This window comes from Streptomyces sp. NPDC005784 (assembly GCF_042871525.1).
In the GTDB taxonomy this organism is placed as follows: Bacteria; Actinomycetota; Actinomycetes; order Streptomycetales; family Streptomycetaceae; genus Streptomyces.
The window spans coordinates 107,908-129,489 of sequence record NZ_JBIAIQ010000024.1; the positions used below are offsets into that span (position 1 = coordinate 107,908).

Annotated in this window: 19 protein-coding genes and 1 pseudogene; 6 read left to right on the forward strand and 14 right to left on the reverse strand. The window is 70.7% G+C overall.

Annotated features, from left to right (window positions below; translation table 11 throughout):
• Positions 1 to 152 precede the first annotated feature (152 nt).
• Positions 153 to 914: a GntR family transcriptional regulator gene (locus tag ACFYR3_RS30660; protein ID WP_355838531.1), complete on the forward strand. Its 762-nt coding sequence runs from the start codon at positions 153 to 155 to the stop codon at positions 912 to 914.
• Between the two features lie 134 nt (positions 915 to 1,048).
• Here ACFYR3_RS30660 and ACFYR3_RS30665 read toward each other — a convergent pair whose 3' ends face one another.
• The 3 genes and pseudogenes from ACFYR3_RS30665 to ACFYR3_RS30675 all read right to left on the reverse strand — a co-directional run bounded on the left by ACFYR3_RS30665 (position 1,049) and on the right by ACFYR3_RS30675 (position 4,144).
• Positions 1,049 to 2,206: an ROK family transcriptional regulator gene (locus ACFYR3_RS30665; RefSeq protein WP_355838534.1), complete on the reverse strand. Its 1,158-nt coding sequence runs from the start codon at positions 2,204 to 2,206 to the stop codon at positions 1,049 to 1,051.
• 98 nt (positions 2,207 to 2,304) lie between these two features.
• Positions 2,305 to 2,966, reverse strand: a pseudogene (locus tag ACFYR3_RS30670) (response regulator).
• A gap of 14 nt (positions 2,967 to 2,980) precedes the next feature.
• Entirely contained in the window at positions 2,981 to 4,144 is a 1,164-nt protein-coding gene (locus tag ACFYR3_RS30675) for a sensor histidine kinase (protein ID WP_389285244.1), read from the reverse strand.
• 108 nt (positions 4,145 to 4,252) lie between these two features.
• Here ACFYR3_RS30675 and ACFYR3_RS30680 point away from each other — a divergent pair, with 108 nt between their 5' ends.
• The 3 genes from ACFYR3_RS30680 to ACFYR3_RS30690 are packed head-to-tail and all read left to right on the forward strand — an operon-like array spanning position 4,253 to position 6,424.
• On the forward strand, positions 4,253 to 5,182 hold the full coding sequence (locus ACFYR3_RS30680; protein ID WP_389285245.1) for an ATP-binding cassette domain-containing protein: 930 nt from the start codon (positions 4,253 to 4,255) through the stop codon (positions 5,180 to 5,182).
• A gap of 2 nt (positions 5,183 to 5,184) precedes the next feature.
• The gene (locus ACFYR3_RS30685) at positions 5,185 to 5,910 is read left to right on the forward strand and encodes an ABC transporter permease subunit (protein WP_355838540.1); all 726 of its coding nucleotides are present in this window, start codon (positions 5,185 to 5,187) and stop codon (positions 5,908 to 5,910) included.
• Positions 5,911 to 5,968: 58 nt separating this feature from the next.
• Positions 5,969 to 6,424 (forward strand): hypothetical protein, encoded by a 456-nt coding sequence (locus ACFYR3_RS30690; RefSeq protein ID WP_389285246.1) that lies wholly within the window; start codon positions 5,969 to 5,971, stop codon positions 6,422 to 6,424.
• A 1-nt stretch (position 6,425) separates the two neighbouring features.
• On the opposite strand, the gene mug is transcribed toward ACFYR3_RS30690, so the two are convergent.
• The 4 genes from mug to ACFYR3_RS30710 form a co-directional block, all read right to left on the reverse strand.
• Positions 6,426 to 6,974: a G/U mismatch-specific DNA glycosylase gene (gene mug / locus ACFYR3_RS30695; RefSeq protein WP_355839287.1), complete on the reverse strand. Its 549-nt coding sequence runs from the start codon at positions 6,972 to 6,974 to the stop codon at positions 6,426 to 6,428.
• Complete coding sequence (purB, locus tag ACFYR3_RS30700) at positions 6,971 to 8,413, reverse strand: adenylosuccinate lyase (protein WP_355838546.1); 1,443 nt, start codon at positions 8,411 to 8,413, stop codon at positions 6,971 to 6,973. Before purB ends, mug begins: the two co-directional genes overlap by 4 nt.
• A 277-nt stretch (positions 8,414 to 8,690) precedes the next feature.
• Entirely contained in the window at positions 8,691 to 9,146 is a 456-nt protein-coding gene (locus ACFYR3_RS30705) for a hypothetical protein (RefSeq protein ID WP_355838548.1), read from the reverse strand.
• Positions 9,147 to 9,272: 126 nt separating this feature from the next.
• A complete protein-coding gene (locus ACFYR3_RS30710; RefSeq protein ID WP_355838551.1) occupies positions 9,273 to 9,749 on the reverse strand; it encodes a transcriptional regulator in 477 nt (158 codons plus the stop codon).
• Positions 9,750 to 10,167: 418 nt separating this feature from the next.
• Here ACFYR3_RS30710 and ACFYR3_RS30715 point away from each other — a divergent pair, with 418 nt between their 5' ends.
• Both ACFYR3_RS30715 and ACFYR3_RS30720 read left to right on the forward strand, forming a co-directional pair.
• Positions 10,168 to 10,749 carry a sigma-70 family RNA polymerase sigma factor gene (locus ACFYR3_RS30715; protein ID WP_355838554.1) on the forward strand — a complete coding sequence of 194 codons (582 nt, stop codon included), beginning with the start codon at positions 10,168 to 10,170 and terminating at the stop codon, positions 10,747 to 10,749.
• Complete coding sequence (locus ACFYR3_RS30720; protein ID WP_355838557.1) at positions 10,746 to 11,975, forward strand: BN159_2729 family protein; 1,230 nt, start codon at positions 10,746 to 10,748, stop codon at positions 11,973 to 11,975. The genes ACFYR3_RS30715 and ACFYR3_RS30720 overlap by 4 nt, the downstream gene beginning before the upstream one ends.
• Before the next feature lie 753 nt (positions 11,976 to 12,728).
• On the opposite strand, the gene ACFYR3_RS30725 is transcribed toward ACFYR3_RS30720, so the two are convergent.
• From ACFYR3_RS30725 to ACFYR3_RS30755, 7 genes are all read right to left on the reverse strand, one after another.
• Positions 12,729 to 13,526: an SGNH/GDSL hydrolase family protein gene (locus ACFYR3_RS30725; protein ID WP_355838560.1), complete on the reverse strand. Its 798-nt coding sequence runs from the start codon at positions 13,524 to 13,526 to the stop codon at positions 12,729 to 12,731.
• A 169-nt stretch (positions 13,527 to 13,695) separates the two neighbouring features.
• Positions 13,696 to 14,709 (reverse strand): hemolysin family protein, encoded by a 1,014-nt coding sequence (locus ACFYR3_RS30730; RefSeq protein ID WP_355838563.1) that lies wholly within the window; start codon positions 14,707 to 14,709, stop codon positions 13,696 to 13,698.
• A complete protein-coding gene (locus tag ACFYR3_RS30735) occupies positions 14,706 to 16,031 on the reverse strand; it encodes a hemolysin family protein (protein WP_355838566.1) in 1,326 nt (441 codons plus the stop codon). Before ACFYR3_RS30735 ends, ACFYR3_RS30730 begins: the two co-directional genes overlap by 4 nt.
• 212 nt (positions 16,032 to 16,243) lie before the next feature.
• On the reverse strand, positions 16,244 to 16,669 hold the full coding sequence (locus ACFYR3_RS30740; protein ID WP_389285247.1) for a GNAT family N-acetyltransferase: 426 nt from the start codon (positions 16,667 to 16,669) through the stop codon (positions 16,244 to 16,246).
• A gap of 57 nt (positions 16,670 to 16,726) precedes the next feature.
• Positions 16,727 to 17,644, reverse strand: coding sequence for a TIGR03621 family F420-dependent LLM class oxidoreductase (locus tag ACFYR3_RS30745; RefSeq protein ID WP_355838572.1), 918 nt, complete (start codon positions 17,642 to 17,644; stop codon positions 16,727 to 16,729).
• A gap of 187 nt (positions 17,645 to 17,831) precedes the next feature.
• Positions 17,832 to 20,411: an ABC transporter permease gene (locus ACFYR3_RS30750; protein WP_389285248.1), complete on the reverse strand. Its 2,580-nt coding sequence runs from the start codon at positions 20,409 to 20,411 to the stop codon at positions 17,832 to 17,834.
• A gap of 7 nt (positions 20,412 to 20,418) precedes the next feature.
• A complete protein-coding gene (locus ACFYR3_RS30755) occupies positions 20,419 to 21,411 on the reverse strand; it encodes an ABC transporter ATP-binding protein (RefSeq protein WP_355838578.1) in 993 nt (330 codons plus the stop codon).
• Positions 21,412 to 21,582: the final 171 nt, after the last annotated feature.

The following is a 21,582-nucleotide window of genomic DNA, read 5'->3' on the forward strand; positions in this document are numbered from 1 at the left end:
TCCGCGCCAGGGCGCCCGTGCAATCCACAAGGGATCGAGGATTGGTCTTGACCAAGGGTGGGGGCGGCCCTATCGTCGCAGGGATAGTGAGGAACCTTTAATAAACAAGGGCGCTAAAACGCCGCCGGGCCACGGCGATTGCGGAGGACAGGGTGGGGACCACGCAGTTGGAATCGGTGCCGGAACCTAAGTACTGGCATCTCAAGACCGTGCTCAGTGAAGCACTGGACTCCGAATTCACCGTGGGCGAGATCCTGCCCAATGAACGTGATCTGGCGGCCCGCTTCGGTGTCGCTCGGGCCACTCTGCGCCAGGCGCTCGAGCAGCTCGAACTGGAAGGCCGACTGCAGCGCCGTCGTGGCGTGGGCACCACGGTCGCGCCGCCGCGTATGGGTGTGGCCGTCGGAACCGAAAAGCACGTGTGGCCGGGGGCGCCGGGCGACGCCTGGCATGCCGCGGACTGCACCGTGGCGGCACCGCCGGCGTCGGTGACCGGCATCCTGGAGACCGCCGCCGGCGAGCTGGTGCACATGGTGCGCCGTTCCCGGGTGACGCACGGTCAGCCCGTCGCCGCCGAACTCCTGTACATTCCGGCGTCCTCGGTTCCGGACCTGTCGGCGATCGACGCGCCCTCGGGTGCCGCACGCGCGCGTGCCGTGCTGCGGGAGCTTCAGCGCCTGGAACTGGAAGGCCAGGACCGTGCCGTCGAGCTCGGCTCGGCCCGCGCGGACGACGCCAAGGAGCTCGACCGCCTTCCCGGAGCGCCCGTTCTCGTCGTCACGACCCGGTTCTTCACCGAGGGGCGCACCGCCGCGGTGTCCGTGGCGACGTACCGCGCGGACACCTGTCGGCTCACGTTCGGTGACTCCGGCGGCGTGGAGATCCACCACGACCCGCAGCGTCGCGCTTCCTGACCCTTCCCGCCCGGACCGCCGCGCCCTTCGCGGCGCGACCCGGACGACACCCGGCGCGCCCCGGAACACTCCGGGGCGCGCCGTTTTTTCGCAGTTGTTGTAGCGGTAGCTGAAGCCGCCGCGTCGCTGTCGTGTCAGCGGCGCGCCGTCACGGTCCCCTCCACCGCGAACAGCTGTTCCTCCACGTGGTCGAGGGCCAGTCGCAGCGCCCCCGTCGCCACGGCCGCTTCCCCCAGCATGGAGAGGGCCACCTTGGGCGGGCGCAGGCAGTAGCGCGCCAACTCCCGCCGCAGTGGCTCCAGTACACCGTCCAGACCGGCCGCCCAGCCGCCGATGACGACCAGCTCCGGATCGAGGGCGAGGACCAGGGCGGCCACGTCGTGCACCAGCCGCTGGATGAAGCGGTCGACCGCCGCACGCGCCCGCTGGTCGCCGCCCTTGGCCAGCGCGAACACCTTGGCGACCGCCTGTTCGTCGAGCGGGTGCAGCGGCTCGTCCGTGGTCGACAGCAGCGTCTCGGGAGTGACGTCGCGGCCCAGCAGATGCAGGGCGCCGATCTCACCGGCCGCCCCTCCGTACCCCCGGTGCAGCCGCCCGCCGATCAGCGAGCCGGCGCCCGGACTCAGCCCCGCCAGGACGAACACGACGTCGTCGGACTCGGTCGCCGAACCCTTCCAGTGCTCGGCGACCGCCGCCGCGTTGGCGTCGTTCTCCACGAGCACCGGGCACTTGAAGGAACGGCTCAGCCGCTCGCCCAGCGGCAGGCCCGTCCACTCCGGCAGCGCCGTACCCAGGCGTACGGTGCCGTCCGCCTCCACGATGCCGGGGCTTCCCACGCCCACCGCCCGCAGCGAGCTACGGGCGACACCGGCCCTGCGCAGCAGTTCGGCGACCGCCACCCGAAGCCGTTCCAGGCGCTCATCGGCGGACGCAGTCTCGTCCACGTCCTTGGCCATCGCGCCCATCACGCGCCCGTCCAGGTCAGCGAGGAGCGCCGCGACGCGGTGCGGGCCGATCTCCAGGCCCAGCAGATGACCCGCCTCGGCCCGGAAGCGGAACCTGCGTGCCGGACGCCCCTGGCGCCGTGTGGCGCCCTCCTCGGCGGCCTTCTCGACGACGAGCCCGTTCTCGATCAGCCCCTCGACGACCCCTTCGACCGTCGGGCGTGACAATCCGGTCACCCGGGTGATCTCGGTGAGGGTCGCGCAGTCCGTGGCACGCAAGGCGTGCAGCACCACCGCGGAATTGATCCGTCGCAGCAGAGAGGGGTCCCCGCCGGTCAACCGCCCCAACGTCCGTCCTCCCAGCTTGTACGCGTGTTGGCCGGATCGTACTCGTCGCGGGGAACCCCGGCGAGGGCCGGGGACCCTTTCCCTCCCACGGATCGCTGTCAGCCCGGTGCCACGAACCCCGACTCGTAGGCCGCGATGACCGCCTGGGTACGGTCCCGGGCCCCCAGCTTCGCCAGTACGGCGCTGACATGCGACTTGACCGTCTCCGTCCCGACGATCAGCCGCGTGGCGATCTCGGCGTTCGACATCCCCCGGGTCATCAGCCGCAGCACGTCCGCCTCGCGCTCGGTCAGCGCGGCCCGCTCCATGGCCGCACGCGCCGCCGGATTCCCCCGCTCTCCCCGTATTCGGCCGCCAACTGCCGTACGGAGGCGGGGAACAGCAGGGACTCGCCCTCGGCCACCAGACGTACCGCGTGCACGATCTCCGCCGGCCGCGCCCGCTTGAGGAGAAATCCGTCGGCACCCGCGCGCAGCGCCTCGTAGACGTACTCGTCGTTCTCGAACGTCGTCACGACGAGGATCTTCGGCGGATCGGTGACGGTCCGCAGCACCGCGCGGGTGGCCTCGATACCGTCCATCAGGGGCATCCGGACGTCCATGGCGACCACATCCGGCCGCAACTGCCGGACCAGCGGGATCACCGCGGCACCGTCGGCCGCCTCACCGACGACCTCGATGTCGGGCTGCGCCTCCAGAACGGCGCGCAGCCCCGCGCGCACCAGGGGTTCGTCGTCGACGAGGAGAACGGTGACCGGCATCCGGCCAGCCTAGATCAACTCAACGGCAGCTCTGCATGCACCTGCCAGTCACCCTGGTGCGGGCCCGTCCGGGCGCTGCCGCCGAGCAGCGCGGCCCGCTCCCGTATGCCGCGCAGGCCGCTGCCTCTTCCGGGCCCCGTTATGCCGTCCGGCAGCGGATTGCGCACCTCCAGGGCGAGCGCGCCGTCCCTGACCTCGATACGGATCCGCACCGGGACGCTCCCGGCGTGCCGCAGCACATTGGTGAGCGACTCCTGGAGGATGCGGTAGCCCTCTCTGGACACCGGACCGGGCACGGTCTCGAGCGGGCCCGTCACCTCGGCGTCCACCTTGGCTCCCGATATGCGCGCCGACTCCAGCAGCCGGTCGGCGTCGGTCAGCGTAGGACGGCTGCTCACGGGACGCTGCGCCTCGCGCAGCACTCCCAGCACCCGCTCCAGGTCCTCCAACGCGGCCCGTCCGGTCTCCTCGATCGCGACCAGGGCGCGGCCGGTGAAAGCCGGGTCGCCGGCCGCCCGCGCGGCGCCGGCCTGCACCACCGCGACCGTGAGCGCGTGTCCGATGGAGTCGTGGAGCTCACGGGCGATGCGGTTGCGCTCCAGGAGTTGTTCGGTGCGCTCCTCCAAGGCGGCGAGCCGCTCGGTGGCGGAGGGACCGAGGAGCCGCCGCGCCAGCGCGGTGGTCAGCTCGCCGAGGCCGACCACCGCGCCGTACAGGACGAGCAGGGGCAGCGGGACGAGCAGCGCGCAGCTCCAGTGCGGGTCCAGGAGCCTCACCACGGGGTCGTTGGACGGCCAGTAGCCAAGGGCCGCCCTGGTGAGATCGACGGCGAACATGGGCAGCCAGACGGTGACCATGGAGGTCGCCACGCTCAGCAACATGCGCGCTTCCAGCCAGAGCACGGTCCGCCACCGGTCCCGTCGGCCGGCCGAAGGAGCGACCGAGAACGCCGTGTCCTCGCCACTTCGCTCGCCCGGCGCCAGCATGAACCGTGCCTGCACGCCCTCGCCCCGTCGCACGGCCGGGATCAGCCCCAGCGGAATGAGCATCAGCGCGGGCACCCACGGCCTCGTACTGTCGATGAACAGCCACACGCTGACGAACAGCATCGGCACCCACAGGTGCAGCAAACGCGTGTACGTCGTCCCCCACAGCAGCGGGCGCAGAAAGCGGGCCATCGCGTCATCGTGCCAGTCGGCACTGACAACGGACCTCCCCCGGGCGGGGGAGCGGGCCGCCACCCGTGGGGGAGGCGCGGACCGGTCGGCCGCGGCCACGCTGGGTCCATGACCAGCATCGACGTCCAAGACCTGACCAAGGAGTACGGCAGCAAGCGCGCCGTGGACCGCCTGACCTTCAGTGTTCTCCCGGGCCGCGTCACCGGATTCCTCGGCCCGAACGGCGCCGGGAAGTCCACCACCATGCGGCTCGTGCTGGGCCTGGACCGGCCCACGTCCGGCACCGCCACCATCGGGGGCCGCGCCTACGCCGGCCTCGACGAGCCGCTCCGGACGGTGGGCGCCCTGCTCGACGCCGGCGCCGCGCACGGATCGCGGACCGCCCGGGACCATCTGCGGGCTCTGGCCGCCACCAACCGCATCCCCGAACGCCGGGTGGACGAGGTGCTGGAGGAGACGGGGCTCGCCCCGGTGGCCCGGCGCCGGGTGAAGACGTACTCCCTGGGCATGCGTCAGCGGCTGGGAATCGCGGCCGCGCTCCTCGGCGACCCGCCCGTGGTGCTCCTGGACGAACCGTCGAACGGGCTCGATCCGGAAGGGATCATCTGGATCCGGGAGCTGCTGCGCCGCCTGGCACGGGAGGGGCGCACCGTCCTCGTCTCCAGCCACCTCATGAACGAGACCGCGTCCTTCGCCGACCAGCTCGTCGTCCTCGGCCGCGGCAGCCTTCTCGCCGACATGCCCATGCGCGAGTTCATCCACGCACGCGTGCAGCCTCGTGTCCGGGTACGCAGCACGGACAGCGGCGGGTTGGCGCGCCTGTTCGCGGAGCACGGCATCGAGGGCGTCGAGGGCGAGGACGGCCGCTGGACCGCCCTCGATGCGCGGCTGGAGGACATCGGGCGCCTCACCTCGGCCGCCGGTCTCCCGATCCTCGAACTCGCCGCGGAGGAAGCCACGTTGGAGCAGGCCTACCTGGATCTGACAGCCACCGAGACCGAGTTCGCCGCCGCCCCGACGCAGCCCCAGGAGGCCTGACCATGTTCTTCGCACCCGCACTCCGCGCGGAGTGGATCAAGATCCGAACGCTGCGCTCGCTCGTCTGGGGCCTGCTCGCCGTCCTCGCGGCCACGGTGGCGTTCTCGGCACTCGCCGGACTCGACGACTCCGGTGAGGGGGACTTCGACCCGCTCTTCTGGACCTTCTTCGGTGTCAGTTTCGGTCAGATCGCGGCCATCACCTTCGGAGCTCAGGCGGTCTCGGCCGAGTACCAGGGCGGTGCCCTGCGTGTCTCGCTGTCCGCGGTTCCCGACCGGGGTCGCTGGTTCCTGGCGAAGACGGTGGCGATCGGCGGACCGGCCCTGGTCGTCGGGCTGGTCACGGGAGTGGCCAGTCTGATCGTGGGGACGTCCGTGCTCGGTTCCCGGGCGAACGGGCTGACCGGGGCGGAAGAACTCCGGGGAGTGGTCGGCTGCGGGATCTACCTGGCCCTGATGGCGCTGTTCGCGGCCGGCCTGGCAGCCGTCCTGCGCAGCGGGGTCGCCACGCTGAGCATCCTGATCCCCTTCCTCCTGATCGTGTCCTTCGTCGTCGGAGGAGCATCGGGGAGCGTGGCGGACTTCCTGCCGGACAAGGCGGGGCAGACGGTCCTGTACGAGACGGCCGACGGCGCTCTGGGCCCCTGGAGCGGGCTCGCGGTGACCGCTCTGTGGACCGCCGCGGCACTGGGCGCGGGCGCGTGGTGCGTCCGGCGCCGGGACGCCTGACCGCACTGGCCTCCTGACACCTCACCAATTGTCAGTGGCGGCCGCTTTACTGGACGTCATGACCATCGCGCAGCATCTCGCCGTGATCGACCGGCTGTGCTCCGAGGACTTTCCCGCGGAGCACAGCGGGCCGTTCGCCGGGTCGTACGGCGGTCCCGGGGGGCCCGGGTTCCATGTCGTCGAGTTAGAGCGGAGCACAGGTTCGGCAGGAGGGTGGCACAGCGAGCGGGAGGAGGCGGAGCAGTACGAGGCACACAGGGAAGCGCTCGCGCAGCGGCTCACCGATCGTTGGGGGGAACCTGGCTGGATGAGTCTCGACGGCGTGTTCCTCCGTGCCCAGCAGGGCGACGAGCGGATACCGGAGCCCTGGGCCTCCCTCGGTTCGCACATGAGGAACGCGCAAGTGTGGCAGGTGGACGGCACCGGCCGCTGGGTCGTTCTCGGCGTCTCCCGACTGGGCGAGGGCCAGGAGTTCAGGCTGCTCGCGGTGATCACGGAGATAGACCCGCCCTGACTCAGGGAGCCTGCGCCGCCGCCCGCAGACGGCCGAACTCCTCGGCCATCGTCGCCGCGGTCCAATGCGCGTTGAGCCCACTGGGGTTGGGCAGTACCCACACCCGGCTCGCCCCGATCACCCGCTCCTGCGCGCCGATGCGGGCCCGGCGGTCGTCGAACGCCGCTCGGTACGCGGTCACCCCCACCACCGCCAGCCACCTCGGGCGCAGCCGCTCCACCTTGTCGCCGAGCAGCCGCCCGCCCTCGCGGTACTCCTCGGCACTCAGCTCGTCGGCGCGGGCCGTCGCCCGCGCCACCACGTTGGTGATGCCGAGTCCGTAGGAGAGCAACTCGTCCTGCTCGGACGGCTTCATGAGCCGTGGAGTGAACCCGGAGAGATGCAGTACCGGCCAGAACCGGTTGCCGGGCCGGGCGAAGTGATGGCCGGTGGCCGCCGTCATCAGGCCCGGATTGATGCCGCAGAAAAGCACCGAGAGACCGTCCGCGACGACATCCGGCACGAGCCGGTCGCGGGCGGCCTCCAGGTCCGCTTGGGTGAGCCGGGTCAGAGGATCGCCCCGGGCGTGTAGCCGGCCGCCTCCGGGTGCTGCTTCACGATCTCCTCGACCCGGCCGACGACGACGGCGACCTGGTCGGCGGCGGCGCCCGTGAAGGACAGCTTGTCGGCCATCAGCTCGTCGAGCTGCGCGCGGTCCAGCGGGATCCGCTCGTCCGCGGCGAGCTTGTCGAGCAGCTCGTTGCGCTCGGCACCCTGCTCGCGCATGGCGAGGGCGGAGGCGACGGCGTTCTCCTTGATGGCCTCGTGGGCGACCTCGCGGCCGACACCCGCGCGGACCGCGCCCATCAGGACCTTGGTCGTCGCGAGGAACGGCAGGTAGCGGTCCAGCTCGCGGGCGACGACGGCCGGGAAGGCGCCGAACTCGTCGAGGACGGTCAGGAAGGTCTCCAGCAGACCGTCCAGTGCGAAGAAGGCGTCCGGCAGCGCGACCCGGCGGACGACCGAGCACGACACGTCGCCCTCGTTCCACTGGTCGCCGGCCAGCTCGCCCGTCATCGACGCGTAGCCGCGCAGGATGACCATCAGGCCGTTGACGCGCTCGCAGGAGCGGGTGTTCATCTTGTGCGGCATCGCGGAAGAGCCGACCTGGCCGGGCTTGAAGCCCTCGGTGACCAGCTCGAGCCCGGCCATCAGCCGGATGGTCTTCGCCGTCGAGGAGGGCGCGGCCGCCAGCTGCACCAGCGCGGTCACGACGTCGTAGTCCAGGGAGCGCGGGTAGACCTGGCCGACGGAGGTGAAGGCCCGCGAGAAGCCGAGGTGCCCGGCGATCCGCTGCTCCAGGTCCGCGAGCTTGGCCGCGTCCCCGCCCAGCAGGTCGAGCATGTCCTGCGCCGTGCCGACCGGGCCCTTGATGCCGCGCAGCGGGTAGCGCTCGAGCAGCTCCTCGAGGCGGCCGTACGCGACGAGCAGCTCGTCGGCGGCGGTCGCGAAGCGCTTGCCCAGGGTGGTGGCCTGTGCGGCCACGTTGTGCGAGCGGCCGGCCATGACCAGCTCGGCGTACTCGCCGGCGAGCCTGGCCAGCCGGGCGAGGACCGCCACCGTACGGTCGCGCATCAGCTCCAGGGAGAGCCGGATCTGGAGCTGCTCGACGTTCTCGGTGAGGTCGCGGGACGTCATGCCCTTGTGTACGTGCTCGTGCCCGGCGAGGTCGTTGAACTCCTCGATCCGAGCCTTCACGTCGTGCCGGGTGACCTTCTCGCGCTCGGCGATGGAGGCGAGGTCGACCTGGTCGAGGACGCGCTCGTAGTCGGCGATGGCGGCGTCCGGCACCTCGATCCCCAGGTCCTTCTGGGCCCGCAGCACGGCGAGCCAGAGCTGACGCTCCAGCTTGACCTTCTGCTCGGGGGACCAGAGCGTGGCGAGCTCGGCGGAGGCGTAGCGTCCGGCGAGAACGTTGGGGATACGGGGCTTTGCAGGCGCGGCAGTCACGTGTATGGAGCATACCGGCTGTCCGGCGCGGGTCCTGTTACGTCCAGGATGCGCAGGTCGGGGCGGAGCGGCACCCCCCGGCGGACCGGGGTGTGCGTGAGAGGTGCGGGGACGGGGCGAGGTGCCGCCTTCGGTGCGCACCACGGACCACGTCGTCGCTCCTGCCGTCCGCCGGTGGTCCCGGCGAAAAGAAGCTCAACTTCCTTTGAGTAGAAGGGAGTTGTTCATCGTATGTAGAGGGGAGATGTTTTGGTGGACCGTTTTCTCAGGACCGTTCTCACGATCCCGAACGCGGGGGGCGGCTTCCGTAGCCCGCTTGCGCGTGGGGATCGGGGTGGGACTGCTCGCTGCCGACTACAGCGCGCAGACCCCCGTATGTCTTCGAAGTGAACCGGTCGTGGGCGAGAGTGAGCTCCGCCGTGATCAGCTGGTTGCGCTCGTCGTTGACTTCCTCGATCTCCTGCGTGAGCTGGGAGTTCTTGGCGCGCAGTGCCGTGTTCGCGTTCCGCGCCTCGTCGAGGGCTCTGGCATGACTGCCGAGTCTGATGGCTGTGATGGTGGCCCTGCGGGCCATGGCTTTCTCTCGCTGGGAAAGCTCCAGCTCGCGCTTGTGCATGTCCAGCTCGAGACGTCTGCGGTGCTCCGCCAGGACGCTGAGATCATGCCGTGTGCGGACGTCGACCTGGTTGATCGTGTGGCGGAGCAGGGCCGCTAGGACCCCGGTCGCTCCCACGGTTAACAGGCCGACTCCGACTGCCGCAAACTCCCATGTATGGTGCCAGACGCCCTCGCCCACGAATGTCCAGCCGGCTGTGCAGCTGGCGGCGGACGCGAATGCCAGTCTGTACGCCACGTTTCGTTACCCCCTTGCAGTGGCCCCCCGGTTGTCGTCGGCGTCGAGATCCTTCTGGAGCTCGATAGCTTGGACGATGTTCCCGCTGAGCATTGTGCGGATTCTGAGATCAGTGATTCCCCATGCGTCCATTGCCTCCTCCGGGGTGAGTGTTGCTGAGGCTACCCTCCGAACCGCAGGCTGAGGCCCGTGTTCCGGCGGAAGCATCCCGCTGTTGACCAACATCTCTCGCTGGTCGAGGCCAAGTACTGACGCCCATGTGGTCAGTTGCGAGGGGAGGGGGAGGGTCTTTCCTTCCAGCGTTCTGCTGATCGTCGTCAGGCTCACTCCAATCGAGATGGCCAGCTGAGCCCGGCCACCGGCTCGTGGGCGGACGTCGTACCCGGCCGCTGTCGCAGCGTTCGTCAGGTACTCGCCAACCCTCCTTGCGAGAGCTTGTCGCTCACCGCGGGACTCGTGGGGGGACTCTTCCATGCTCCGCATGCCCGGAGAGTAGCGCGCACGTATGCAACTTGCACGCGACTTGCATGCGTGCATCTTCGCAGGTCAACAGGCGTTTGGGTGTCGTGGCAGGCCAAGGGGGACGGTTCGCACTCCAGTTCCCCACAAAAAGTCTCGTCGTCATACCGGCGAAGCAACTTGCGTACGTGTACGCAAGTTGCATATGTTGCATGACTGTGAGTTAGTCGCACGTATGCAAGTCCCTTTGAGGGGACCCTATTTGCACCGCCTCGGCATCAGCTCGACCACGCTCCGGAGCTGCGAGGCATCTGCGGGGGGCACCTCGAAACCCTTCGGACGCGACGACCCGGTCATCCGGCGCCCGAGCCCGGCCATGGCTGGAGCGGACCGTCGCAGCACCTGCCCACCACAGTTCATCCACTCATGAACGGAGTAGGCCTTGATCGCCGAGGCTAACGCCGCCACACCGCGGTTCGACACTAGAGAACCGGCCCTTATCGCCCGTGTACTCGCGGGTGACCGGGACGCGTTCGGGGAGCTCTACGCTCTGCATCACCCCGCGGTGCTGGCTTACGTACAGCGCCGCGTACGCAATCGGCAGGTCGCCGAGGACATCACCGGCGAGACCTTCCTCAACGCCTGGATGAAACGCGGCACTTTCACCTATCGCGGCATCGGCTTCGTCGGGTGGCTGATCACCATCGCCCGGAACAAGGTCATCGACCATTGCAAGAGCGCGCAGCGTCGCGAGTTCGTCGTCGAGGACATGCTCGGCTTCGACGAAGACCTCACTGTCAGCACCGAGGACACCGTACTGATCAATCTTGACGAGGAGTTGCTGCTCCAGGCCCTGGAGCAATTGCGGCCGCCACAACGCGAAGTCCTCACGCGCCGGTTCCTCATGGAGCTCTCGGTGCTGGAGACGGCGCGTCAGATGGAACGGTCCGAAGGTGCGGTGAAGACGCTTCAGTTCAGGGCTCTGGCCAAGCTGCGCAGCGAGTACCTGGGGGTGGCGGCATGACCACCGTGCCCGAGATCCGTACCGCCGTCGAAGCGGACCTCGCCGAGCAACTCGGCACGTTCGCCCGGGAGTTCGTCGCCGAACTGGAGGCGCAGGGACGCCTGGTGGAAGTGGGCGGGGCCGGGGTTCTCGAACGGCTGCGGACACAGGTCGAGGCCTGGCAGAACTGCCCGGAGGCCTACCACGCGGCCGTCGACACGATCGTCGAGGACTGCGGCTACCCGAGCGAGGTCGCGATGAGGATCGCCACCGCGCTGAACCGCAAGGGGCTGATCCCCGGCGGCGACACCGAGCCGCAGCACGAGCGTGCGCCCGCGCACACGCCGAACCGCGAGGGTCCCGCCCTCGGCGCCGAGGAATCCGAGCCCCGGCACGATCGCGCGCCCGCGTCCGGGCCGAACCGCACGGGGCCGGCCCTCGGTGGCGAGGGCCCCGAACCCCGGCGCGATCATGCTCCCGCGTCGACGCCGAACCGCAAGGGGCCGGATCTCGGCGGCGACGACGCCGAACCGCAGCACGACCCCGCCGCCGAGTCCTCACCGCTCGTGCCCGCCGCACGCGGGGCGATCGTGCTGCACCTCGCCGGCCGCGGTGCCGGCCGGTCCTTGGCGGACTACGGGCCGGCGTCGGTGCCGAAACGCGTCGAGGGCCAGGTTCCGCGGGTGCGGCCGGCCGCCGCGCGGACGCGCGCCGTCGGATGGGGCAGCGCCTCCGCCCGAGCGGTGTCCGTCGCCGCGGGCCTGCAGTCGGACCACCTCGCGCGCCTGGAAGCCATGCAGATCACGGCGGACGGCGAGCGGGTCACGGTGGCCATCAAGGCCACCTCTCTGGCCGACTGGGAGTACTGGCTCGACGCGATCGGAGCTCCTCGCAACGTCCGGACCAGGACGGCCGGGCATGCCCAGGTGGCCGCGGGAACCCTGGACGGAGTCGCCGTCCACCTCACCGCGCACGGCGTCCCCGAACTCCTCCAGGAAGCGAGCGACGCGGCCGCCGACCCCTTCTACCTCTGGGGACGGATCTACGATCTCGGGATGGGGCAGGTCGACCGGACCGACCGCATCTGGCTGTGCCTCGGCCGGCGACAGGACGAGCGCGGGATGCCCCTGCTGATCCTGCGCGGCACGGACGGTCCACCCTATCCGCTCGCTTCGATCGTCATGGCGCACGGCCCGCTGACGGCCACCCCCCTCCCCTCCGCCGGAATGGCCGGGGACAGTGCGTGATCGCTACCGGGGGCCACCGCTTCCGCTGGCTGTTTCTCACCCGTGGCGACCCTCACCTCTGCACGAGGCGAACCAAGGCCACGCGTCCACGGGTGTTCCCGGTCCCTGTACTGCACCTGGCGCAGAACAACCCTGCTCAGTAGTAGGCGCGGGCGCCCGACATGGCTGGTTTCCCACCCTCCCGCCAGCTCGACACAAGGGTGCCGATGGGGCACATAGGCCCTGATCCGTCCACCGATGGCGTGTCGGTGCCAAAAGGTACGCACGCGCCTTTCCCCCGGCCACGCCCACGGACAGGCGTCAGGAAGTTCATTGGGCAGTGCTCAGGGGCGTACTTCTCAGGCCCACGCATGAGTGCTTTGATGTTGATTCCAGCTGGGTTCGCTGGCTGGCCTGTTACTTGCCATCCCCTCCAGGGTGGCGAGACGGCTCCTCTCCATGCTCCGCAAAGCTGGAGGGGCCGTCGGCTGGGCTCGGCGTATTGCGCCGGGCCCGGCCGTAGTTCCGGGGCGCGTGGGTGAGCGCATCAACGGCACTCCCGCGCTGTCGAGCGCCCCCCGTGCGCCCTGTGGCGGCCGAGGGGTGAACCGGTAGCGTCCTCCTTCATGCGGAGCATGGACCGCCGTGTCACTCTCGAGAGAGGGGCACGGCGGAAGCCGCCCGATCGGCGCTCCCTTCAGCCCTCGCGGTCGCCCCGTTCGGGCTCCACCGCACGCGGCCCGCGGCTCACGCGGTCGCCTCGGTGAGCACGGCTCAGCCGCCATGGCCGCCCGCGACAGGACCCTCGTAGGGAAGCAGCTCCGGCCGTTTCGCCGGAAGTCCGTCGCCGGACGAGCGCCCCGTCAGCCGTCGTCCTATCCACGGCAGCAGATGCTGCTGGGCGAAGCGGGCGTCGGCGGTGCGGCGGGCGACCCAGCCGGGCGGCGCCGTGGGCGCCAGCGGGGTGTGCCACTCCGGATCCTCGGCTTCGTATCCGAGGGTCTGCCACACGGCCTCCGCGACCCGGCGGTGCCCCTCGGCGGACAGGTGCAGCCGGTCTACGTCCCACACCCGCGGGTCGGCGAGTGAGGGCGCCCCGTAGAGGTCGACCACCAGCGCGTCGTGCCGCTTGGCGAGATCGTCGACGACGGTGAACAGCTCCTCCATGCGGGGGCGGAACCGTTCGAGCACGGGACCGTTGCGGCCGGGGCTGCGCATCAGGACGAGCCGCTCGCAGGCGGGGGCGAGTCGCTCCACGGCCTCCTCCAGGAGACCGCGGACCCGCCCCATGTCGACCTTGGGCCGCAGGGTGTCGTTGAGGCCGCCCACCAACGTGATCACGTCGGGCCGCATGGCGGCGGCCACGTCCACCTGTTCGGCGACGATCTGCCCGATCAACTTGCCGCGCACGGCGAGGTTGGCGTAGCGGAAACCGGGCGTCCGGGCCGCCATCCGGCCCGCGAGGAGGTCGGCCCATCCGCGGTACGAGCCGTCGGGCAACAGGTCCGACATGCCCTCGGTGAAGGAGTCGCCGACCGCGACGAGGCTGGTGTAGGTGGCATTCTTCTGCATGGCGGGAAAGATGGTAACCCGAACACATACTCATCGGTCGGTCGGGCTGTCCCACCGGTCGGCCGGACCGGCCGACCGGTGGGCTCCTACGGCTCGTACAGCTCCTACGGCACGCACGATTCCTGCGGCTCGTACGACTGCTACGGCTCGTACGATTCCCGCGGCTCTCCTACACCGGCTGCCCGAACAGTTCCCTCAGGACGTCCTCCATCGTCACCAGCCCCGTGAGCCGTCCGTCGCTGCCCATGACCGCCGCGAGATGCGTACGACTGCGACGCATCGCCGTCAGGACGTCGTCCAGGGGAGTGCTCTCCCGGACACGGGCGATGGGCCGCATGTCCTCGACGCGGAACGGCACCTCGCGCGGGGTCGCGTCCAGCGCGTCCTTTACGTGCAGATAGCCGACGATGCGGCGCCCCTCGTCGACGACCGGGAAGCGGGAGAAGCCCGACTCGGCCGACAACCGCTCCAGCTCGTCCGGAGTGACGCCCACGCGCGCGTAGACGACGCGTTCCACCGGGAGCACGACGTCGTGCACGGGACGGCGGCCCAGCTCGAGGGCGTCGTGCAGGCGCTCCTGGGCGCGATGGTCGATGAGCCCCGCCGCACTGGAGTCCTGGACGAGCCTGGCCAGTTCGTCGTCGGAGAAGGTCGCCACGACCTCGTCCTTCGTCTCGACCCGCAACAGCTTCAGCAGCCCGTTGGCGAGGGCGTTGACCGTGAAGATCACCGGGCGCAGCGCGCGGGACAGCGCGACCAGCGGCGGTCCGAGCGTCAGCGCCGTCCGCACGGGTTCCGCGAGAGCGACGTTCTTCGGCACCATCTCGCCCAGCAGCATGTGCAGATATGTCGCCAGGGTGAGCGCGATGACGAAGGAGACCGCGTGGCCCGCACCGGAGGGGACGCCCAGCGCGTGGAACACCGGCTCCAGCAGGTGCGCGATCGCGGGCTCGGCCACGATGCCGAGCACCAGGGTGCACAGTGTGATGCCGAGCTGCGCGGTCGCGAGCAGCGCCGAGACGTGTTCGAGGCCCCAGAGCACGCTCCGTGCCCGCCGGTCGCCGCGCTCGGCGTGCGGTTCGATCTGGCTGCGGCGCACCGAGATCAGCCCGAACTCGGCACCCACGAAGAAGCCGTTCACGACGAGTGTCGCGAGCCCGATCAGCAGTTGTACGACGGTCACGGCGTGCCCTCCCCGGCGTCGTGCGGTGTGTGCAGCAGCACGCGTGCGGCCCGCCGTCCCGAGGCGTCCACCACGTCCAGCCGCCACCCGGCGACCTCGACGGTGTCTCCCTCGGCGGGGATGCGGCCGAGCTCGGCCGCGACGAAACCGGCCAGCGTCTCGTACGGCCCGTCGGGCACCCGCAGTCCGACCCGGGCGAGCTGGTCGGTACGGGCGGATCCGTCGGCCGAGTACAGCGCCCGGCCCTCGTCGTCCGTGCCGACCGGGGCGAGGTCGGGCGTCTCGTGCGGGTCGTGCTCGTCGCGTACCTCGCCGACGACCTCCTCGACGATGTCCTCAAGCGTGGCGACCCCCGCCGTGCCGCCGTACTCGTCGATGACCACGGCCATCGTGCGCTTGCCGGCGAGACGGTCCAGCAGCCGGTCGACGGTCAGCGACTCCGGTACGAGCAGAGGCTCGCGCATGATCTGCGAGACGGGCGTCTGCGTCCGGCTCGCGGCGTGCACGGTCAGTACGTCCTTGATGTGCGCGACGCCGACGACGTCGTCGAGGGTTTCCTGGTAGACGGGGAAGCGGGACAGGCCGGTCGCCCGGGTCGCGTTCGCCACGTCCTCGCAGGTGGCCTGGACATCCAGCGCGATGACCTGGACGCGCGGTGTCATCACGTTCTCCGAGGTCAGGTCGGCGAGGTTCAGGGTGCGTACGAACAGCTCGGCGGTGTCCGCCTCCAGCGCGCCCTCCTTGGCCGAGTGCCGGGCGAGCGCCACCAGTTCCTGGGGTCCGCGGGCGGAGGCCAGCTCCTCGGCGGGTTCGACGCCGAAACGGCGTACGACGTGGTTCGCCGTGTTGTTGAGGTGGGCGATGAACGGGCGGAACGCGGCGCTGAACCAGCCCTGCGGCGTCGCCACCCGCTTGGCCACGGCCAGCGGTGAGGAGATCGCCCAGTTCTTGGGCACCAGCTCGCCGACGACCATCAGGAAGAGCGTCGAGAGCGCCGTGCCGATGATCAGGGCCACCGAGTTCGAGGCCGAGGGCGGGACGCCGATCGACTCCAGGGGACCCGCGATGAGCTTGGCGATCGACGCCTCGGAGAGCATGCCGACGACCAGGTTCGTCACGGTGATGCCGAGCTGGGCGCCGGAGAGCTGGAAGGTGAGGTTCCGTACGGCCTTGAGGGCGCCGGAGGCACCCCGCTCGCCTCGCTCCACGGCACGCTCCAGCTCGCTGCGTTCGACCGTGGTCAGCGAGAACTCCGCCGCCACGAAGCCGCCGCAGGCCAGCGACAGCAGAACCGCCACCAGCAGGAGGAACACTTCGGTCATCGGGTCACCTCCGTCCCATGATCGGCCAGCGGCGGGGGGATCGCGCGATGTCCGCGGTCACCGTGCGGATCACGGCTCCGGGTACTGGGAGGCTCGCCCATGGGCGGACGCTCACACCTTTCGTCGAAGGAACGATTGTCCAACAAGGGTAAAGGATCGGCAAAGTGGCCTCCTCGGTGGCCCCTGCCGCCTGCCGGCGTCCGGAGTCCTGGCTAGTCGGCGAGCGGCTTCACCCAGCGCCGCCAGCGCTCCTCGGGCGCATACCCGGCGGCTCGCCACGCATGGTGGGCGGTCTCGTTCCGCTCCAGCACCATGGCGTCCCCGCGCCGCCCTCCGAGCCGTACGAAACGCTCTTCCGCGGCGGCGAGCAGCGCCGAGCCGATACCGAGGCGGCGGCGCCCGGGATGGACCGCCAGCCGGTACAGATGGCAGCGCCAGCCGTCGAATCCGGCGATCACCGTGCCGACCAGCTCCCCGGCCCGCTCCGCCAGCAGCAGCGCCCCGGGGTCACGGGCGACCAGTCGCTCCACGCCGTCCCGGTCGTCACTGATGCTCGTACCCTCGGCGGCCACCTTCCAGAAGGCGAGCACGGCGTCGAGGTCCTCGGGCAGTGCGGCCCGTATGCGCAAGTCGGTCATGCTCCGATCCCATCACGCCGGCCGGGCGCCGGAACGGCATTTCCGCCATGCGGACGGTCACCGGCCGCGCAGTTCGCGGACCACGGGAGCGAAGACCTCCAGGTTCGGCTCCAGCACCGTCAGATACGAGAATCCGTACCGCTCGCGCCGGGCCCGCACCTGTTCGACGATCTGCTCCACGGTGCCCACCAGGACGATGGGCAGCTCCAGGACCTGCCGCTCGGTCAGACTCGGGATCCGGGGCAGCCACGGCCGGATCGCGGCACGGCGGTCGTCGGTGACGGCGACGATCTGGATCAGCAGGTTGAGCTCGGCAGGCTCCGCGCGCGCGGCGGCCGCCTGCCGGTACAGCGCGACGCGTCCGTCGAGTTCGGTGGCCGTGACCGGTTCCAGAGCACCGTTCGGCCGGGTGCGCGCGCCCGTGAACGCCGCGATGTCCGCGTGCTCCGCGGCGATCCGCAGCATCCGGTCGCCGTTGGCGCCGATCAGCAACGGCACCCGCGGCAGCCCGCCGGTCCCCTGTCCGGGAGTCGCCCCGCCCGGCCGCGGCGTGACGCGGGCGAGTTCGTCCGAGCCGCGGAGCCGCTCCAACTCCTCGACCGTGCGCAGCAGATGGTCGACGCGCTCGCGCGGGGTGCCCCAGGGCAGGCCCGCCGTCTCGTGCTCCGCCGGTACGTACCCGGTGCCGAGGCCGAGTTCGAGGCGGCCGCCCGTCAGCGCGTCCGTGGTGGCCACTTCACGGGCCAGCAGCGCGGGGTTCCAGAAGCCCGCGTTGAGCACGAACGTGCCGAGCCGGGGCCGCTCGGTCGCCCCGGCGGCGGCGACCAGCGAGGGGAACGGGGCGGGCATGCCCAGATGGTCCGCCACGGTGATCACGTCGTAGCCGAGTTCCTCGGCGCGGCGGCACCTGGCAGCCCACTCGGTGGCGGGCGCCGGTTCGATCAGGCTGACGCCGAAACGGAACGGGCGTGACATGAACCATCCCTTTCCCTGGGTGACTTGCTCCCGGACCTGCCGGCGCACCGTGCCCCCGGACCTGTCGGCACACCGTGCCCCGGACATGCCTGGTTGGACCGTGCCCCGGACCTGCCGGTCGAACCGTGCCCCGGACCTGCCTGGTTGGACCTCGCCCCGGTCCCGGCGGACCGGGGCGAGCCCGTGGTCACTCGTGCGCGATGGCCGCGAGCACATTCATCCGCGAGGCGCGCAGCGCCGGAAGCAGCGCCGCGACGATACCGACGAGGGCCGAGCCGACCACGACCGCGACGATCGTCGTCCAGGGAATCGCGAGCGCCTTCATGCCCTGCAGCGCGAGCACCTGCTGGACACAGACACCCCAGACGATCCCCAGCGCCAGGCCGAGGACCGCGCCGAAGACGGCGATCACCACGGACTCCAGGCGGATCATCCTGCGCAGCTGACGCCGGCCGAGACCGATGGCGCGCAGCAGTCCGATCTCGCGGGTGCGCTCCACGACCGACAGGGCGAGCGTGTTGACCACGCCGAGCACCGCGATGACGATCGCGAGCCCGAGCAGCGCGTACACCAGGTAGAGCAGCACGGCGATCTGGTCGTGGACCAGTTTCTTGTAGTCGGCCTGGTCACGGACCTGTACCTGCGGATACGGGTCGAGGGTCTTCTCCAGACGGGGGCGCAGCCGGTCCGGGGCGGTGCCCGGGGCCGCGTTCACGTACAGCGACGAGTCCTGCCCGCCGGGCACGTACTTCTCGATCGTGCCGAAACCGAAGAAGAGTCCGCCCTGCATGCCGAACCCGCCGCTGCCGGCCTGGTCGGTGAGCGCGCCCACCGTCAGTTCGGTCCTGCGGCCGGCGGGGAACTCGACGGGAATCGTGCTGCCGACCCGCACGTCGTGGTCCTCGGCGAACTTCGCGTCCATGGCGATGCGTCCGTCTCCGAGCGCCGCCGCGGTGTCGCCCCGCGCGTAGGTGATGTGAGCGACGTCGTCGAGCCGCGGATCGTAGGCCGCGGCGGTCGTCTCGACCCGCTTGCCGTCGGGCAGCCGGACCGCGACCGGGGTGAACCGCTGACGGACGACGAGCCCGACCCCGTCGGTGGCGCGCACCTTGTCCGTGACCTCGCGCGAGAACGGCACGAAGTTGGCGTTCTGGAGCACGAAGTCGGCGCCGAGGGTTTTCTCGATCTGCTGGTCGAACGACTTGCTCATGGACGCGCTGGCCACGGACATCCCGCCGACCAGGGCGAGTCCCACCATGAGCGCGGCCGCGGTGGCGCCCGTGCGCCGTGGATTGCGCAGCGCGTTGCGCTGACTCATCCGGCCCACCGGTCCGAAGAGCGCCGGGAACGCGCCTCCGAGGACGCGGATCACCGGCCGGACGAGCAGCGGTCCCGCGATCACCGTGGCGATCAAGGTCAGGACGACACCGAGTCCCAGCAGGGAGGCCGCGGTCGAGGTCTTCGTCGAGGCCGCGCATCCCGCGAGAGCCGCGGCCCCGGCCGCACCGACGACCCCGCCCACCACGGCCCGTACCCGCAACGGCCTTCCCACGCCCGCGACTTCGGCGTCCGACAGGGCCGCCATGGGGGAGACGCCCGCCGCGCGTCTGGCCGGGAGATAGGCCGCGACGTAGGTGACGCCGACCCCGACGACGTACGCCGCGACGGGTGTCGGCCAACCGATCACCATCTCCGTGGACTTGAGGTTCATGCCGAACGCGGTCATCAGCTTGATCAGCCCGACCGCCAGCCCGATGCCCGCCGCCAGGCCGAGGGTCGAACCGACCAGGCCGAGGAGCAGCGCCTCGGTGAGCACCGACCGGCGCACCTGACGGCGGTCGGCGCCGAGCGCCCGCAGCAGCCCGAGTTCCCGGGTGCGCTGGGCGATCAGCATGGAGAAGGTGTTGACGATGAGGAATATCCCGACGAGCACCGCGATCCCGGCGAAGCCGAGCATCACGTACTTGATGACGTCGAGGAATCCGCCGAGCTGGGCGGCGGCCGACTTCGCCTGCTCCTCCGCGGTCTTCACATCGTAGGTGCCGGTGCCGGTGCCGGTGCCGAGTTCGGCGGAGACGCGCCGCTTGAGCACGGCGTCGTCGACACCCGGCGCGGCGTCCACGGAGATGCTCGTGGCGACGTCGGAGCGGCCGAGCAGCTTGGACTGCGCGGTCGGGGTGTCGAGGAAGATCAGCGCGGCACCGGGGTTGGTGGTGGTGAAGGTGGCGATCCCGACGATCCGCGCCTTGAACGAGCCGGGCTGCGCCTGCACCGTCAGGGTGTCACCGATGCCGAGGTGCCTCTTGTCGGCGGTGTCCGCGTCGAGCAGTGCCTCGCCGCTGCCGTGCGGCTCGTGACCGGAGGTCAGCTTCACCGGACTGCGCTCGGTGATCTGCCAGTTGGTGACGATGGTGGGAGCGCCCGTCGTCGGTCCGACCGACTTGTTCGCGCTGTCGACGACGGGGGCGTTCTCCACCGACGCGTCCACATGGGTGGCGGCGACTCCGTCGACCTTGGCGAGCCGGTCCGCGAGGGAGGCCGGCACCGTCTCGGTGGCGCCGGTCGGCAGTTGCGACTTCAGGTCGTTCTTCGGCTCCACGGTCACATCGGCCGCGGTGGAGGCGAAGAGCCGGTCGAAGGTGCGGGTCACCGTGTCCGAGAAGATGAGACTGCCCGCGACGAAGGCCACGGACAGCACGATGGCCAGCGCCGAGAGCAGCAACCGGCCTTTGTGCGCGAGAAAGCTTCGCAGTGTCGCCTTGAGCACGACCGCCTCAGTCCTTGTCGGGGGTTACGTCACCGGAGCCGCTGCCGGGAGCGGCGTCGCCCGAGCTGCCGTGGGCCGTGTCGCCGACGGCGCCGACGGGAGCCGTGTCACCCGCGCCGTCAGCGCGGGCCGTGGTACCGGAGTCGGCTTGGGCAGGGGCCGTGGCTCCGGAGGCGCCGTCGGGCGTCGCTTCACCGGGCTCGCCGCGCCCGCCGTCGAAGGTCACCCGGGTCGTGTCGAAGCGCTTCATCCGCTCCAGCACGGCGTCGGCCGAGGGGTGCTCCATCTCGTCCACGATCCGCCCGTCCGCGAGGAAGAGCACCAGGTCGGAGTGGGCGGCCGCGCCGGGATCGTGGGTGACCATGACGACGGTCTGGCCCAGCTCGTCGACCGCCTCGCGCAGGAAGCCCAGGACTTCGAGGCCCGCGCGGGAGTCGAGGTTGCCGGTCGGCTCGTCCGCGAAGATCAGCTCGGGCCGGGAGGCGAGCGCCCGCGCACAGGCGACGCGCTGCTGCTGTCCCCCGGAGAGCTGGGCGGGACGGTGCTTCAGCCGGTCACGCAGTCCGAGCGTGTCGATGACCTGGTCCAGCCACTTCTGGTCGGGCTTCTGGCCCGCGATGTCCATCGGCAGCGTGATGTTCTCCGCCGCGTTCAGTGTGGGGATCAGATTGAAGGACTGGAACATGAAGCCGATCCGGTCCCGTCGCAGCCGGGTCAGTTCGCGGTCCTTCAGCCCGGTGATCTCGGTGTCGCCCAGCCAGACCTGGCCGGCCGAGACGGTGTCGAGGCCCGCCAGGCAGTGCATGAGGGTGGACTTCCCGGAGCCCGAGGGACCCATGACGGCGGTGAACCGGCCGCGCGCGATGTCCACGTCGACCGAGTCGAGGGCCAGCACCGTGGTCTCGCCGGAACCGTACGCCTTGGTCAGGCCGCGGGCGCGGGCGGCGATCCCGTCCCCCTCCGCGCGGCCGGGAACGTGCTCCGCAGCAGCTGTGGACAAGACCGCCTCCTCTGTGATGGATGTCGGGACTCCTCGTCCGGCCCGAGCGTAGTGTGATCGGAGGCACACTCGGTATCCCCCCTAGGTCCCGCGCGGTCTCCGTCCCAGGGTGGGCCCCTGATATCGATGTAAGGGGCAATCTCCACCGCGGTTCTCCACCTCTGGGTCAGG